This window comes from Nesterenkonia maliinae, from assembly GCF_051262655.1.
GTDB lineage: Bacteria > Actinomycetota > Actinomycetes > Actinomycetales > Micrococcaceae > Nesterenkonia.
The window spans coordinates 180,030-194,593 of record NZ_JBIMEY010000003.1; the positions used below are offsets into that span (position 1 = coordinate 180,030).

At 66.4% G+C, this 14,564-nt stretch carries 17 protein-coding genes; 3 read left to right on the forward strand and 14 right to left on the reverse strand.

What is annotated here, in order from left to right; all coding sequences use genetic code 11:
* The first annotated feature begins 17 nt into the window (after positions 1-17).
* The 3 genes from coaA (at position 18) to mscL (ending at position 2,693) form a co-directional block, all read left to right on the forward strand.
* Positions 18-1,070 (forward strand): type I pantothenate kinase, encoded by a 1,053-nt coding sequence (gene coaA, locus ACHAA4_RS07720; protein WP_435773614.1) that lies wholly within the window; start codon positions 18-20, stop codon positions 1,068-1,070.
* A 71-nt stretch (positions 1,071-1,141) separates the two neighbouring features.
* Complete coding sequence (locus ACHAA4_RS07725) at positions 1,142-2,077, forward strand: M15 family metallopeptidase (RefSeq protein ID WP_435773615.1); 936 nt, start codon at positions 1,142-1,144, stop codon at positions 2,075-2,077.
* Positions 2,078-2,162: 85 nt separating this feature from the next.
* Positions 2,163-2,693 carry a large conductance mechanosensitive channel protein MscL gene (gene mscL / locus ACHAA4_RS07730; RefSeq protein ID WP_435773616.1) on the forward strand — a complete coding sequence of 177 codons (531 nt, stop codon included), beginning with the start codon at positions 2,163-2,165 and terminating at the stop codon, positions 2,691-2,693.
* A 122-nt stretch (positions 2,694-2,815) separates the two neighbouring features.
* Here mscL and glmM read toward each other — a convergent pair whose 3' ends face one another.
* From glmM to secY, 14 genes are all read right to left on the reverse strand, one after another.
* Positions 2,816-4,168: a phosphoglucosamine mutase gene (gene glmM, locus ACHAA4_RS07735; protein WP_435773617.1), complete on the reverse strand. Its 1,353-nt coding sequence runs from the start codon at positions 4,166-4,168 to the stop codon at positions 2,816-2,818.
* A gap of 133 nt (positions 4,169-4,301) precedes the next feature.
* Positions 4,302-4,799 carry a 30S ribosomal protein S9 gene (rpsI, locus tag ACHAA4_RS07740; RefSeq protein ID WP_435773618.1) on the reverse strand — a complete coding sequence of 166 codons (498 nt, stop codon included), beginning with the start codon at positions 4,797-4,799 and terminating at the stop codon, positions 4,302-4,304.
* A 37-nt stretch (positions 4,800-4,836) separates the two neighbouring features.
* Positions 4,837-5,280, reverse strand: coding sequence for a 50S ribosomal protein L13 (gene rplM / locus ACHAA4_RS07745; protein WP_106121816.1), 444 nt, complete (start codon positions 5,278-5,280; stop codon positions 4,837-4,839).
* 367 nt (positions 5,281-5,647) lie between these two features.
* Positions 5,648-7,111: a sugar porter family MFS transporter gene (locus ACHAA4_RS07750; protein WP_435773619.1), complete on the reverse strand. Its 1,464-nt coding sequence runs from the start codon at positions 7,109-7,111 to the stop codon at positions 5,648-5,650.
* 229 nt (positions 7,112-7,340) lie between these two features.
* Positions 7,341-8,219 (reverse strand): tRNA pseudouridine(38-40) synthase TruA, encoded by an 879-nt coding sequence (gene truA, locus ACHAA4_RS07755; RefSeq protein ID WP_435773620.1) that lies wholly within the window; start codon positions 8,217-8,219, stop codon positions 7,341-7,343.
* 83 nt (positions 8,220-8,302) lie between these two features.
* Positions 8,303-8,869: a 50S ribosomal protein L17 gene (gene rplQ, locus ACHAA4_RS07760; protein ID WP_435773621.1), complete on the reverse strand. Its 567-nt coding sequence runs from the start codon at positions 8,867-8,869 to the stop codon at positions 8,303-8,305.
* A 77-nt stretch (positions 8,870-8,946) separates the two neighbouring features.
* Entirely contained in the window at positions 8,947-9,963 is a 1,017-nt protein-coding gene (locus ACHAA4_RS07765) for a DNA-directed RNA polymerase subunit alpha (RefSeq protein ID WP_106121812.1), read from the reverse strand.
* 118 nt (positions 9,964-10,081) lie between these two features.
* On the reverse strand, positions 10,082-10,483 hold the full coding sequence (gene rpsK / locus ACHAA4_RS07770; protein ID WP_036473271.1) for a 30S ribosomal protein S11: 402 nt from the start codon (positions 10,481-10,483) through the stop codon (positions 10,082-10,084).
* A gap of 63 nt (positions 10,484-10,546) precedes the next feature.
* A complete protein-coding gene (gene rpsM, locus ACHAA4_RS07775; protein ID WP_106121810.1) occupies positions 10,547-10,915 on the reverse strand; it encodes a 30S ribosomal protein S13 in 369 nt (122 codons plus the stop codon).
* A gap of 215 nt (positions 10,916-11,130) precedes the next feature.
* Positions 11,131-11,247: a 50S ribosomal protein L36 gene (rpmJ, locus tag ACHAA4_RS07780; protein WP_036473268.1), complete on the reverse strand. Its 117-nt coding sequence runs from the start codon at positions 11,245-11,247 to the stop codon at positions 11,131-11,133.
* A gap of 62 nt (positions 11,248-11,309) precedes the next feature.
* On the reverse strand, positions 11,310-11,531 hold the full coding sequence (infA, locus tag ACHAA4_RS07785) for a translation initiation factor IF-1 (protein WP_036473267.1): 222 nt from the start codon (positions 11,529-11,531) through the stop codon (positions 11,310-11,312).
* Positions 11,532-11,820: 289 nt separating this feature from the next.
* Positions 11,821-12,663, reverse strand: coding sequence for a type I methionyl aminopeptidase (map, locus tag ACHAA4_RS07790; protein ID WP_435773792.1), 843 nt, complete (start codon positions 12,661-12,663; stop codon positions 11,821-11,823).
* Positions 12,660-13,229, reverse strand: coding sequence for an adenylate kinase (locus ACHAA4_RS07795; RefSeq protein WP_435773622.1), 570 nt, complete (start codon positions 13,227-13,229; stop codon positions 12,660-12,662). Before ACHAA4_RS07795 ends, map begins: the two co-directional genes overlap by 4 nt.
* Complete coding sequence (gene secY / locus ACHAA4_RS07800; protein WP_435773623.1) at positions 13,226-14,533, reverse strand: preprotein translocase subunit SecY; 1,308 nt, start codon at positions 14,531-14,533, stop codon at positions 13,226-13,228. Before secY ends, ACHAA4_RS07795 begins: the two co-directional genes overlap by 4 nt.
* Between the last annotated feature and the right edge of the window lie 31 nt (positions 14,534-14,564).

Sequence of the window (14,564 nt, forward strand, 5' to 3'; positions counted from 1 at the left end):
TAGCGTATCGTGTCAACGTGTCTGAACGCCCATCCGAAGATCCTCATCCGCGCGCCTCCACGGGTCCGCTTCCTGCCCTCGTGGCGGGCACCGCACCCTGGGCGGGATCCCCGTTCAAGCCCGACCAGCCGCACACCTCCCACTCCCCCTTCGCGGAGCTGGACCGTCAGGCCTGGGCCCGGCTGGCCGACACCATCGAGCAGCCGTTGAACCAGGACGACGTCGACCGGCTGCGCGGCATCGGGGAGCATCTCTCGCTCAACGAGGTCGAACAGATCTACCTGCCGCTGAGCCGGCTGCTCTCGATCTACGTGGAGTCCGCCGCACAGCTTCGCTCCGCGGCCAATGAGTTCCTCGGCGAGCAGACGCTGCGCACCCCCTTCGTGATCGGGGTGGCGGGATCGGTGGCGGTGGGCAAGTCCACCACCGCCCGCGTGCTCCAGGAGATGCTGCGCCGCTGGCCCTCGACTCCGCGGGTGGAGCTGGTCACCACCGACGGCTTCCTCTACCCCAACGCCGAGCTGCAGCGCCGTGGCCTGATGGACCGCAAGGGCTTCCCGGAGGCCTATGACCGCAGGGCGCTGCTGCGGATGGTCTCGGAGGTGAAGTCGGGAAAGCCCGAGGTCCGGGCGCCCTGGTACTCCCACCTGGTCTACGACATCGTCCCGGATCGTGAAGTGGTGATCCGCCAGCCCGATGTGCTCATCGTGGAGGGGCTCAACGTCCTGCAGCCCGCGCGGGTGCGAGAGGACGGAACCACCGGTCTCGCGCTGAGCGACTTCTTCGACTTCTCGATCTACGTCGACGCCAAGCCCAAGCACATCGAGCAGTGGTACGTGGACCGGTTCATGCGCTGGCGCGACGGCGCCTTCGCAGATTCGCAGAGCTACTTCCACCAGTACTCCTTCCTCGACGATGAACAGGCCCAGGCCCGTGCCACTGACATCTGGAACCGGATCAACGGCCCGAACCTGCGCGCGAACATCGCCCCGACCCGTTCCCGGGCTCGTCTGGTGATGGCCAAAGGTGAGGATCACTCGGTCTCCCGCGTCCTGCTGCGCAAGGTCTGACCCTCGACGATGGTTCTGCCCCGCAACGCCCGCCCCCGCAGCCTCCCCACTCCCTGCTCAGGGGGCGCCTGATGGGCCAGGTGCGGATGAGCGAGGCGGGGCGTCGCCAAGGGCAGGAGCAGCATGCTCGGCGCGCCCGGATCTACCGAAGACGCCGGGCCGTGGCGGCGCTGCTGATGCTTGGCGTGCTGGTGCTCATCGGCTACCTCGCGCCCCGCACCTGGGACGCGATGCACGCGGCGCTGGGCGAGGATCAGAGGCTCTCTGAGGTGCCCGGGGACCAGCCCCCGGGCGAGACGGACACGTCGTCGGACTCCGCGCACACTCCCGGGAACTCCGCTGAGCCGTCTCCGGAACCCACCCCGGCGCCCACGCCGGAGCGCGCCCGCGATCCCTCCTGGGATCCGGACTCCGTCCACGTGCTGGTGAACGCGCAGAACCCGTTGGAGCCGAAGGATCACGCCCCCGCTGACCTGGTGGCCCCGGAGGTGCGCACGACCGCTGATAATCAGCTGCTGCTGCGTGAACCTGCGGCGGAGGCACTCGCGCAGCTCATCGATGCCGCGGGCGCGGACGGGCAGGTCCTGGCCATGACCAGCGGCTACCGGTCCTATGACGCGCAGGCCGGGATCTATGCGAACCGGCACGCCGCGGTGGGCACCGAGGAGACCGACGAGCTCGTCGCCCGCCCCGGCTACTCGGAGCACCAGACGGGGCTGGCCGCCGATGTGATCAGTATCGAGAACCCCGACTGCATCCAAGGCGACTGCTTCGCCGACACCCCGGAGGGTGCATGGGTGGCGGAGCACGCCGCGGACCACGGGTTCGTGATCCGCTACCTCGAGGGCGCCCAGGAGATCACCGGCTACGACTTCGAGCCCTGGCACCTGCGCTACGTCGGTCAGGACACCGCACAGGAGGTCGCCGCGGAGGGGCTCACCCTGGAGGAGTACTGGGACCAGCCCGCGGCGGCGGAGTACGACGACGCCGAGCCAGCCCTGCCCTGATCTCCGCCGCGGCCCCCTGATGACCACCCCGAGCCTCCCGCTGACCAGTGCCGGGACAGGATCGTCGGTGTCCTAGACTGCTTGAATGCTCAAGGGATTCAGACATTTCATCACGCGCGGAAACGTCGTGGACCTGGCCACTGCGGTGGTCATCGGCACCGCGTTCACCGCGGTGGTCACCGCACTGGTGGAGGGCGTGCTGATGCCGCTGATCTCCGCGCTGGTCGGCACCCCCGACTTCGACGACTTCGCAGTGGTGGTGCTCAACGACACCCCGATCCGCTTCGGCGTGCTGCTGACCGCAGTCGTGAACTTCCTGCTGATCGCCGGGGCCGTGTACTTCGTGATCATCGCGCCGATGACCCGCATGGTCGAGGCGCGGGAACGCCGCTCCAAGGCCGCTCCCCCAGCGGCGGAGGAGCAGAACATCACGCTGCTTCGGGAGATCCGCGACCAGCTCAAGGCGCAGACCGAGGTCACCAATCCGGCGTTCCTGGCTTCACTGGCCGAGGCCCAGCGGCAGGCGGCCGAGGACGCGGATCAGCAGAGCAGCCCGGGGCCCAGGCGCCACCCGGTGCTGGGCAAGGCCAAAGACGTGGTCTGGGGCAAGGACTAGACCCCACCATGCGTTGAGGGGCGGATTCTGCGACCGTTCGGGGCCCTTCCAGGCCTCAGATAGTCGCAGAATCCGCCCCTCGACGGCAGAATCCGCCCATCGACGAACTGGAGGTGGGTGGGTCAGAGCGCTAGTTCGGCCTTGACAACGTCCGCCAAAGCTTCTGACTCGGCTCGAGCCAGCTCGGCCGTGGGTGCTTCCACCATGACGCGGACCACTGGTTCGGTCCCCGACGGGCGCAGCAGAACCCGACCGGTGGCGCCCAGGCGGGCCTCCACCTCGGCCACTGCATGCTGGACCGGCTGGTGCGTCTTGACCCGGGTGCGGTCCACGCCCTTGACGTTGATCAGCACCTGCGGGAGCCGAGTCATGGCCTCCGCGGCGAGCGTCTGGACGGATTTCCCCGTGGCGGCGACCCGTGCGGCCAGCTGCAGCCCGGTGAGCAGACCATCGCCGGTGGTGGCGTAGTCCGCGAAGATCAGGTGACCCGACTGTTCCCCGCCGAGGTTGTACCCGGCTGCGCGCATCGCGGCGAGCACATACCGGTCACCCACCGCGGTCTCCACGAGCTTGACCCCTGCGGCTTCCATCCCGAGCTTCAGGCCGAGGTTGGACATCACGGTGACGACCAGGGTGTCATCGACCAGGGTCCCGGCTTCCTTCTGCGCGATCGCGAGGATCCCCATGATCTGGTCACCGTCGATGATCTCGCCGGTGTGGTCCACGGCCAGGCAGCGGTCGGCGTCGCCGTCGTGGGCGATGCCCAGGTCTGCCCGGTGCTCGCGCACCGCGTCCTGCAGCGGGCCCAGGTGGGTGGAGCCGTAGCCCTCGTTGATGTTCAGCCCGTCGGGCTCGGCGCCGATGACGATCACCTCGGCTCCGGCGTCGGTGAAGGCCTGCGGGGAGACTCCGGCGGCGGCGCCGTGGGCGCAGTCGAGCACGATCTTGAGCCCCTTTAGGCTGATGCCGTTGAGCGAGCGCAGCAGGTGCACCAGGTAGCGGTCCTCCGCGTCGGCAAAGCGGCTGACCCGTCCGACGTCGGCGCCTGTGGGCCGCGGCGGCGTCAGCCCCATCTCGGTCTCGATGGCGTCCTCGGCCGCGTCGTCGAGCTTGTGACCGCCGCGGGCCAGGAACTTGATCCCGTTGTCGGGGGCGGGATTGTGCGAGGCGGAGATCATCACGCCGAAGTCCGCGTCGATGTCGGCGACCAGGAAGGCCGCGGCGGGAGTGGGGAGCACCCCGGCATCGAAGACGTCGACTCCGCTGCTGGCGATGCCGGCCTGGACCGCGGCGGAGATGAACTCTCCGGAGATGCGCGGGTCCCGCGCCACCACTGCTGTGGGTCGGGTGCCGGGGGTCACCTGCCGGTGGCCGAGGACGGTTGCTGCTGACTGGGAGAGGGTGAGGGCGAGTTCAGCGGTGAGCAGCTCGTTGGCCACACCGCGCACGCCGTCAGTGCCGAAAAGTCGTGCCATGATGACGCCCAGTCTACTGGGCAAGGCCCCCGCAGACGCGAAGAACCCCGCCGGAGAGTCTCCGACGGGGTTCTTCGAGCAGCTGGGGGTCCGGATCAGGACGGCGACTGGCGCCGTCCCGAGCAGTGACCGATCAGCGCTTGGAGTACTGCGGTGCCTTACGGGCCTTCTTGAGACCGGCCTTCTTGCGCTCCACCGCACGGGCGTCGCGAGTCAGGAATCCGGCCTTCTTCAGCGCCGCACGGTTGTGGTCGCGGTCGATCTCGTTGAGCGCGCGGGAGATGCCGAGCCGCAGGGCGCCGGACTGGCCCGAGGGGCCGCCGCCGTCGATGCGGGCGATGACGTCGTAGGCGCCCTTGAGACCCAGCAGGGTGAAGGGATCATTCACTTCCTGCTGGTGCAGCTTGTTGGGGAAGTACTCCTCCAGGCTGCGACCGTTGAGGGTCCACTGGCCGGTGCCCGGGGTGATCCGGACGCGGGCACGCGCGCGCTTGCGTCGACCGATGGCGGCTCCGCCGACGGTCAACGGTGCACGCTCGGACTCGCCGGCGGTCTCCTCGGTGGGGGTTGATTCCGAGGTGTAGCTTGAAAGCTCCTCGGTTTCGGTGAGCTCTTCAGTGTTCTGAGCCACGATTCTCCTTGAAAATTCTAGTGTCGGGTGGCCAGGACTACTGAGTGACCTGGGAGATGTCGAACGGCTTAGGCTGCTGTGCGACGTGCGGGTGCTCAGCACCTGCGTAGACGCGCAGCTTCTTCAGCTGTGCCGTTCCGAGCTTGTTGTGAGGCAACATGCCCTTGACCGCCTGGTAGACAGCGCGGGTCGGGTAGCGCGAGACCATCTCGTTGAAGGTCAGCGACTTGATGCCGCCGGGAAAGCCGGAGTGGCGCCAGTAGCGCTTCTTCTCGGCCTTGTCGCCAGTCATGGCGACCTTCTCGGCGTTGATGATGATGACGAAGTCGCCCATGTCCTGGTGTGGGACGAAGGTCGGCTTGTGCTTGCCGCGCAGCAGCGCGGCAGTCTGGGAGGCGAGACGGCCCAGCACGACGTCAGTCGCGTCGATGACGTGCCACTGGGCGTCGGCGTCGCCAGGCTTCGGGGTGTACGTACGCACGTTGGTATGCCTTCGGTCGATGTTCTACGGTTCAGTGCACTGATTCTCTGGTGTGTGAGAACCACTGAGGATCAGTGACTGTTTCTTCGCGAGTGCGACATCCGGATTCCCAGGTGAGGACTGGGAAAAGACCGGGCCCGTGAGTTCCCCTACAGTCCGCGGAGGCTGACGACCATGCAACTGAGCCGCCTCGACACGGACCCACGCAGGGGTGGACACGCACAACAACCAACAACTATACAGAGCGCCCCCGCCTTTGAGCAAAGTCACTCGCCGGAACGCCTGGCGGTGACCCGTTCTCAGGTCGGGGGCGGTGCTGTGTCATCGGGGCCTCAGCCCCGATCGGGGCTGAGATCTCAGGGGTGACTCAGTGGCTTTTGGCGGCCCGTGGGGCCTTCTCGTAGGCGCCGTCGGACATGTCCTCCAGTTCGCGTCCATTGGTCTCTGGGACCCACTTGAGCACGAAGAACATCGACAGCAGCGCCGAGGCGGCGTAGAAGCCGTAGGCGAAGACCAGCGAGAACGCCGCCATCTCGGGGAAGAGCATCGAGATCAGGAAGTTCGCGGCCCAGTTCGCCGAGGCGGTCACACCCAGCGCGACGGCGCGGACCCGGTTGGGGAACATCTCCCCCAGCAGGACCCACATGAACGGCCCCCAGGTGGCGCCGAAGAAGAGCACGAACACGTTCGCGGATACCAGCGCAATCATGCCCCATGCGCCGGGCAGGGAGACGAGCTCCTCGCCGTCGGCACCCACGTTGACGATCGCCTGGCTGAAGGCCACGGCCATCATGCCCAGCCCGAGCGCCATGCCCGCGGAGCCGACGGCCAGCGGGATCCGGCGGCCCACCCTGTCCACGATGATGATGCCGATGACGGTGGCGACGATGTTCACGCTCGTGGTGATGATCTGGACCAGGAAGGCCTGGTCCTCGGCGATGCCCACCGCCTGCCACAGCGTGTTGGAGTAGTAGAAGATCACGTTGATGCCGACGAACTGCTGGAACACGGCCAGGCCCAGGCCCACCCAGACGATCGGGGTCAGCTTGCCGCTGACGATCAGATCGCGGAACTTCTGCCGCGCCTCCATGTTGATGGTCTCGCGGACCTCCTTGATCTTCTGCGCGATGGCAGACTCACCACGGATGCCCACGATCTCCTCGAGCACCTTCGCGGCCTGCTTGTCCCGACCGCGGGAGACCAGGTAGCGCGGCGACTCAGGGATCGAGGAGGCCAGCAGGGCGTAGAGCAGTGCCGGGCCGGCTTCGAGCAGGAACATCCAGCGCCAGGCCTCCAGGCCGAACCACAGCTCATCCGCCGCGCCGCCGGCGACGTTGGCGACGAAGGCGTTGGAGGAGGCGGCCATGAAGATGCCGATCACGATGGCGAGCTGCCAGGTGGAGCCGAGGCGTCCACGCAGGCGCGTGGGCGCGACCTCGGCGATGTAGGCCGGGGCGATGACCGAGGCCATGCCCACGCCGATGCCGCCGAGCACTCGCCAGAGCACCAGGTCCACGGCGCCGAAGGCCAGGCCGGATCCGATGGCGGAGATGAAGAACAGCGCGGCGGCGACCATCATGGCGCGCTGGCGACCGATGCGGTCGGAGAGGCTGCCGCCGGCCCAGGCGCCGACCATGCAACCGAGCAGGGCCGAGGAGACGGTGAATCCGATGGCGAGGTCGGAGAGGCCGAACTGGGCCTGGATGGGGCCGACCGCCCCGTTGATCACGGCGGTGTCGAAGCCGAAGAGGAAGCCGCCGAACGCGGCGACCAGGACGACCCACGCGACGCCGCCGATGCCGGATTCCTGCGAGCGAGAGGTGGTGCTCATCAGTGGTTGGTTCCTTAACAGGTCAGGGATGAGGGCCTTCGTCAGTGAAGGCAAGCCCGAACGAGTATGGTCCTTGGGCGTGAACCACGCCACCCCCGCGACCCCGCAGGACACAGTCCGCTCAGAGGTGACACGGGTCTCCCGCCCAGTGCTGACGGGGCATCGCGCGTTGACCGCCCGATTCCACCGGCCCATGCGCTGTGGCTGAGATCACAGCAAGACTCGGCTGTCATCCCTGCTCAGCGGGCTGCCGGAGTGCTCTGGTCTGCTCGGCGCGAGCACCCAGCTGCTCCGGCGCCGGGTACTGCACAGACTCCAGGACCAGTCCCCCGGGCGCGGCCAGGCGGACCCGCTGGTCCCAGGCCGGCTCCTCCAGGCGGCGCAGGAGCCAGCCAGGTGCACGGCGCCCCTCCCCCACATCCAGGCACGCCCCCATGAGCGCACGCACCATGTGGTGGCAGAACGCGTCCGCGGTGAGCGCGGCAACGATGACGCCCTCCGCGTCGCGGCGGATGCTGAAGTCGTGGAGCTCGCGGATGGTGCTGTTGCGCTCCCGAGGCCGGCAGAAGCTGCCGAAGTCCTGCAGTCCGGCCACGGAGGCGGCCTCCAGGCGCATCAGCTCGGCATCCAGGGGAACCCGGTGCCAGGCGGTGTCCGAGTGGCGCAGCGGGTCCTGCATCGCCGGCGCGTCGGCGATGCGATAGCGGTAGGTGCGGCTCAGCGCGGAGAACCTCGCGTCGAAGTCCCGCGGCACGATGGAGGCGGCGTAGACGACGACGGCGCCGCGCTCCCGGTGCAGCACTCCGCCAAGACGGCGGATGAGCGCCCTCTCCGGGGTGATCCCCCGGCCTCGGCCGAGCCCGGTGTACTCGGCTTCGCTCAGGTCCAGATGCACGACCTGCCCGCGGGCGTGGACCCCGGCGTCGGTGCGTCCGGCCACGATCATCGGGACCTCGCGGCGGAAGAGCGTGGCGAGTCCCTCGCGCAGAGCCCCCTCCACGGTGCGCAGGCCCGGCTGGGCGGCCCAGCCGTGGAAGGCGCTGCCGTCGTAGGCCAGGTCCAGGCGCACCCGCAGAGAAGGGGCGGAGGGGTCCTCGCGGATGCTCATGCGCTCCCACCTTTCGGTACAGACACCTCAGGCGCCCGCGATCGGTGAGATCGGGGGCGCCTGAGTGGTGCGTGCTGAGAGGTCTACTTCTGACCCTCGGCCTCGGTGGACTCCGCCTGAGCGGACTCCGACTCGGTGGTCGCGGCGTCAGCGGAAGCAGCCTCGGTGGTCTGAGCCTCGGTGGACTCGACCTCGGTGGTCTCTTCCTGTGCCGGCTGCGCGGCGGGGGTCGCGGTGGCCTGCTCGGCCTCCTTGACGACTGCCTGCTTGGGCGAGACGGGCTCCATGACGAGCTCGATGACAGCCATCGGGGCATTGTCGCCCTTGCGGTTGCCGATCTTCACGATGCGGGTGTATCCGCCTTCGCGCTCGGCCATGGCCGGGGCGATCACGGTGAACAGCTCGTGGACGATCGCCTGGTTGGTCGCGCTGTTGGCGCTGATCTTGCCGACGACGCGGCGGCGAGCAGCGATGTCGCCCTGCTTCGCCATGGTGATCAGACGCTCTGCGTAGGGGCGCAGGCGCTTGGCCTTGGTCAGCGTGGTGGTGATCGCGCGGTGCTCGAACAGGTTGGCGGAAAGGTTCGCCAACATCATCTTCTCGTGCGACGGGCTGCCGCCCAGGCGCGGACCCTTGGTGGGGGTAGGCATGGTCTGGTTCTCCTTGAGTGGTGCGCAGTCAGTTCAGTTGAACGTCAGCGCGAATAGTTGTCGTGGGCCGCAGTTCTTCAGAACCGCTGCTGCTCTTCTTCGACGTAGTCCTCGTCGCCAGCTTCCTGGAAGCGAGCCGCGGTCGGGTCGAAGCCTGCCGGGGAATCCTTGAGGCTCAGGCCAAGCTCGACGAGCTTGTCCTTGACCTCGTCGATGGACTTCGCACCGAAGTTGCGAATGTCCATCAGGTCGGCCTCGGAACGTGCCACGAGCTCACCCACGCTGTGGATGCCCTCGCGCTTGAGGCAGTTGTACGACCGCACGGTCAGTTCGAGATCCTCGATCGGCAGAGCCATGTCGGCAGCCAGGGCGGCGTCGGTCGGCGATGGGCCGATCTCGATGCCCTCGGCTGCGACGTTGAGCTCGCGAGCCAGCGAGAACAGCTCGACCAGGGTGGTGCCTGCGGATGCCAGGGCATCGCGGGGCTCCATGGACGGCTTGGTCTCGACGTCGACGGTGAGCTTGTCGAAGTCGGTGCGCTGCTCCACACGAGTCGCCTCGACCTTGAAGGAGACCTTCAGGACCGGGGAGTAGATGGAGTCGACCGGGATGCGGCCGATCTCGGCATCAGCCATCTTGTTCTGTGCAGCTGAGACGTAGCCGCGACCGCGTTCCACGGTCAGCTCCATGTCGAGCTTGCCGTGCTCGTTCAGCGTGGCGAGGTGGAGATCCGGGTTGTGGAACTCCACGCCTGCTGGCGGAGTGATGTCGGCGGCGGTGACGGGACCGGGGCCCTCCTTGCGGAGGTAGGCCACCACGGGCTCGTCATGCTCGGAAGAGACGGAGAGCCGCTTCACGTTCAGGATGAGCTCGGTGACGTCTTCCTTGGTGCCCGCGATGGTGGTGAACTCGTGGAGCACACCATCGATGCGGACGCTGGTGACGGCCGCACCGGGAATGGATGAGAGCAGGGTGCGACGCATGGAGTTGCCGAGGGTGTAGCCGAAGCCCGGCTCGAGGGGCTCGATGACGAAGCGGGAGCGATTGTCGGCGACAACTTCTTCGGTCAGCGTGGGGCGCTGTGCAATGAGCACTGATTGTTCCTTTCAGAGTGCGTCCGCTATATGACGCATTCTCACTGAGTAATGATGCTCGACCCACCCCCGGCGCTGCGGCCGGGGGCAGGTTCTAATGTCTTGTTAAAGAAGTTGCTCAGACGCGGCGGCGCTTGGGCGGGCGGCAGCCATTGTGCGCGCTCGGGGTGACGTCCGAGATGGAGCCGACCTCGAGGCCTGCGGCCTGCAGCGAGCGGATCGCGGTTTCGCGGCCCGAGCCGGGTCCCTTGACGAAGACCTCGACCTTCTTCATCCCGTGCTCCTGTGCGCGCTTGGCGGCCTGCTCGGCGGCCAGCTGCGCGGCGAAAGGAGTCGACTTGCGTGAACCCTTGAATCCCACTTCACCGGAGGACGCCCAGGACACGACTGCGCCCTGCGGGTCGGTGATGGAGACGATGGTGTTGTTGAAGGTCGACTTGATGTGAGCCTGACCCTGAGTGATGTTCTTGCTGACTTTGCGGCGCGGCTTGCGGGCCGCTGCGCGTGACTTTGGTGGCATTTCTTCTCCGTGACTGAGTTCTTCGGATCAACTGCTGACTCGGTGTGAGCCGGCGCTGCTGAACTACTTCTTCTTACCTGCGACGGTCTTCTTCGAGCCCTTACGGGTACGAGCGTTGGTCTTGGTGCGCTGACCGCGGACCGGAAGGCCGCGACGGTGGCGGATACCTTCGTAAGAGCCGATCTCGACCTTGCGGCGGATGTCAGCAGCGACCTCACGACGAAGGTCACCCTCGACGGTGAGATTGCTCTCGATGTAGTCACGCAGAGAGATCAGCTGATCGTCAGTCAGATCCTTCACGCGGGTACCAGCTTCGATACCGGTTGCTTGCAGGGCTGCTTCGGCGCTCGTGCGCCCAACGCCATAGATATAAGTGAGTGCGATCACCGTGCGCTTTTCGCGCGGGATGTCTACACCTGCCAGACGTGCCACAGTGGCAGTCCTCCTTGTTCTCTTCCGAAGGTCTTCAGCAGTGCAATTCCCTCTGGGACCCTCTCGGACCCGACATCGGAGGTGATGTCATCAGCGGGTCCCCGGCCTTCGGAAACCGGGGGTGTGCTCGTCCAGCTCAGTGACGGGCTGCACTGCATATGATGTGAGCTGTCCAGCGCGGGTGCGCCCTCACTTACGTGTAGTAAGTGGAGGACTCAGCCCTGGCGCTGCTTGTGGCGTGGGTTGCTCTTGCAGATCACACGGATCACGCCGCTGCGGCGGATGACTTTGCAGTCAGTGCAGATCTGCTTCACGCTCGGCTGAACCTTCATGGGTTCTCCTCTTATTCGGTCGCGTGCGACAGGTTTTTACGTTGACCGACGCGTTCGTCGACTCACTTATAGCGGTAGACGATGCGCCCACGGTTGAGGTCATACGGGCTCATCTCCACCACTACGCGATCCTCGGGGAGGATGCGAATGTAGTGCTGGCGCATCTTGCCCGAAATGGTCGCGAGGACGACGTGCTCGTTCTCCAGACGCACGCGGAACATTGCATTCGGCAGAGCTTCAGAAACCCGGCCCTCTACTTCGATGACGCCTTCTTTTTTACCCATATGCTCCACATACCGTTCGCGACCCCCTGCCCTCCGTCGCCGACACTGCGGCGCAGTGTGGTTCCGGATGACCGAAGGGTCTGATTCGATTGCTGCGGCGCCTCTGGATCGGACATGCAGGCACAGTATGCAGGCATGCAGAACCGCAGAGACAACCAGCAGTACAGCCTACAGGACGGTTCCGCCCTGGACAACTTCTCTTGCAAGGGCCCGACGACGCAGCGGTCGTGCCGACGCGGACCCTGGTGCAGTGCTCGATCCCCGCTAGGGTTCGGTGCCCGATCCGACGCTAGGGCAGCGGTACCGGGGTGACGCCCAGGGGCGCGAGCGCGGCGGCCCCGCCGTCGGCGGCGGTTAGCACCCAGATGCCGCCTTCGTGGCGGGCCACGGAGTGCTCCCACTGGCTGGCCCGGGAGCCGTCGCTGGTGACCACGGTCCAGTCGTCTTCGAGGACCTTGGTCTCGATGCCGCCGCGGGTGAGCATCGGCTCGATGGCCAGTGCCATGCCGGGGCGGATCTTCGCGCCCTTCATACCGGTGGCGTAGTTGAACACATCTGGAGGCATGTGCATCTGTGACCCGATGCCGTGGCCCACGTAGTCCTCCAGGATGCCGAGCTTCTTGCCGGGCTGCGCGGAGACGTAGTCTTCGATGGCCTCGCCGATCTCGCCGGTGCTCTTGGCGGTCGCGAAGGCCGCGATCCCCCGCCACATGGCCGCCTCGGTGATCCGGGAGAGCCGTTCGTCCTCAGGGTCCGCGGTGCCGTCCTGGGAGGAGCCCAGGACCAGGGTGCGCGCCGAATCGGAGTGCCAGCCTTCGATGATGCAGCCGCCATCGATCTTGATCACGTCGCCGGCGCTCAGGACCCGCTCCCCCGGGATGCCGTGGACGACCTCGTCGTTGACCGAGGCACAGATGTAGCCGGGGAACCCGTGGTAGTTCAGGAAGTTGGGTTTGGCGCCGCGGGCGGTGATGATCTCGGCGAACACATCGTTGAGCTCGCCGGTGCTCACTCCGGGTGCGGCGGCTGCGAGCGTGGCCTCCAGGGCCTCGTTGAGGATCGTTCCTGCGGCACCCATGTGGCGCAGCTGTTCCTCTGACTTGAGCTCGATCCGGCTGCGCGAGAACATCAGGACTTCAGTGCTTCCATGATGCGCGTGTTGACCTGGTCCATCGGGCCCAGTCCGTCGACGCGGCGGACCAGCCCGCGGGCGTCGTACTCTGCGATCATCGGGGCGGTCTCGGATTCGAAGATCTCCAGCCGGCGGCGGATGGCGCCCTCGTCGGCGTCGTCCTCCCGGCCCTCGATCTCGGCCCGCTTCTTCAGCCGCATGATGAGCTCCTCGCGGTCAGCGGTGAGCTCCAGCACCACGTCGAGGCTCACGTCGAGGCGAGACAGCATCTCATCGAGCGCCGCGACCTGCGTGCGGTTGCGCGGGTAGCCGTCGAGCAGGAAGCCGTTCTTGGCGTCCTCCCAGGTGAGTCGGTCTTCGACCATCCGGTTGGTGACGGAGTCCGGAACCAGGTCCCCGGCGTCCACGTAGCCCTGAGCCTCGCGTCCGAGTTCGGTCTGTTCCTTGATGTTCACCCGGAAGATGTCACCGGTGGAGATGGCGACGATGCCTAGGTCCTCGGAGATCCGCTTCGACTGGGTGCCCTTGCCTGAACCGGCAGGCCCGACTATCAACATGCGCGTCATCGCAGCAACCCTTCATAGTTCCGTTGTTCCATCTGTGCGTTGATCTGTTTCACCGTGGTCAGGCCGACGCCGACCATGATCAGGATCGAAGTGCCGCCGAACGGGAAGTTCTGGTTCGCGCCGATCAGCACGAAGGCGATCAACGGGATCAGGGCGATCAGACCCAGGTAGAGCGCACCGGGGAAGGTGATCCGGGAGATCACATAGGCCAGATAGCTCTCGGTGGGCTTGCCTGCTCGGATCCCGGGGATGAACCCGCCGAACTTGCGCATGTTCTCGGCGACCTCGTTCGGGTTGAACGTGATCGTGACGTAGAAGTAGGTGAAGAAGATGGTCATCAGGAAGAACACCGCCATATAGAGCGGGTGTGTTCCGCCGACGAAGTACGTCTGGATGAACTGGATGAAGGCGGAGGGCTCTTCGCCCGGTCCGGGCTGGTTGAACTGCGCCAGCACGGAGGGGAGCATCAGCACCGAGGAGGCGAAGATGACCGGGATGACACCGGCCATGTTGACCTTGATCGGGATGTAGGTCGAGGTTCCGCCGACAGTGCGACGGCCAACCTGGCGCTTGGCGTACTGGACCGGCACGCGACGCTGGGACTGCTCCACGAAGACGACGGCCGCGATGGTGACCAGACCGATCAGCATCACCAGGCCGAAGGTCCGCCAGCCCTGGGTGTTCCAGATCTCGCCCATGGCGCCAGGGAATCCGGCGGCGATGGAGACGAAGATCAGGATGGACATGCCGTTGCCGACGCCGCGTTCGGTGATCTGCTCGCCGAGCCACATGATCAGCGCGACACCGGTGACCAGGGCGAGGATCATCAGCAGCACGACCGGAAGGGCGTCACTGGTGATGATCGGGATGTCGCAGCCCAGCAGCGTGCCGGTGCGCGCTGTGGACACCAGCGTGGTGGCGTTCAGCGTCGCCAGGGCGATGGTGAGGTACCGCGTGTACTGGGTCAGCTTGGACTGGCCCTGAGGCCCCTCCCGCTGGAGGTTCTCGAAGCGCGGGATGACCACGCGCAGCAGCTGCACGATGATCGCCGCGGTGATGTAGGGCATGATGCCGAGCGCGAAGATGGACACCTGGAGCAAGGCTCCGCCGGAGAACATGTTCACGAAGGAATAGAGGCCGCCCTCAGTGGTTCCCAGTGCCAGGCACTGCTGCACTGCTGAGTAGTCCACCCCGGGTGCCGGGATGAATGCGCCGATGCGGTAGATCGCGATGATCGCGATGGTGAACCAGATCTTTCGACGCAGGTCGGGTGTCTTGAACACCCTTGCGATCGCGCTGAACAAGCGGCCTCCTGATGCGTGAATTGCCGTTGCG

Bases quoted from the DNA above. Each gene is read 5' to 3' on its own strand.
- glmM (WP_435773617.1), bottom strand. From the start codon at position 4,168: ATGGCACGACTTTTCGGCACTGACGGCGTGCGCGGTGTGGCCAACGAG.
- truA (WP_435773620.1), bottom strand. From the start codon at position 8,219: ATGAGCATCCGCGAGGACCCCTCCGCCCCTTCTCTGCGGGTGCGCCTG.
- rpmJ (WP_036473268.1), bottom strand. From the start codon at position 11,247: ATGAAGGTTCAGCCGAGCGTGAAGCAGATCTGCACTGACTGCAAAGTC.
- ACHAA4_RS07725 (WP_435773615.1), top strand. From the start codon at position 1,142: ATGGGCCAGGTGCGGATGAGCGAGGCGGGGCGTCGCCAAGGGCAGGAG.
- mscL (WP_435773616.1), top strand. From the start codon at position 2,163: ATGCTCAAGGGATTCAGACATTTCATCACGCGCGGAAACGTCGTGGAC.
- ACHAA4_RS07750 (WP_435773619.1), bottom strand. From the start codon at position 7,111: ATGAGCACCACCTCTCGCTCGCAGGAATCCGGCATCGGCGGCGTCGCG.
- infA (WP_036473267.1), bottom strand. From the start codon at position 11,531: ATGGGTAAAAAAGAAGGCGTCATCGAAGTAGAGGGCCGGGTTTCTGAA.
- ACHAA4_RS07795 (WP_435773622.1), bottom strand. From the start codon at position 13,229: ATGACGCGCATGTTGATAGTCGGGCCTGCCGGTTCAGGCAAGGGCACC.
- rplQ (WP_435773621.1), bottom strand. From the start codon at position 8,869: ATGCCTACCCCCACCAAGGGTCCGCGCCTGGGCGGCAGCCCGTCGCAC.
- rpsK (WP_036473271.1), bottom strand. From the start codon at position 10,483: ATGCCACCAAAGTCACGCGCAGCGGCCCGCAAGCCGCGCCGCAAAGTC.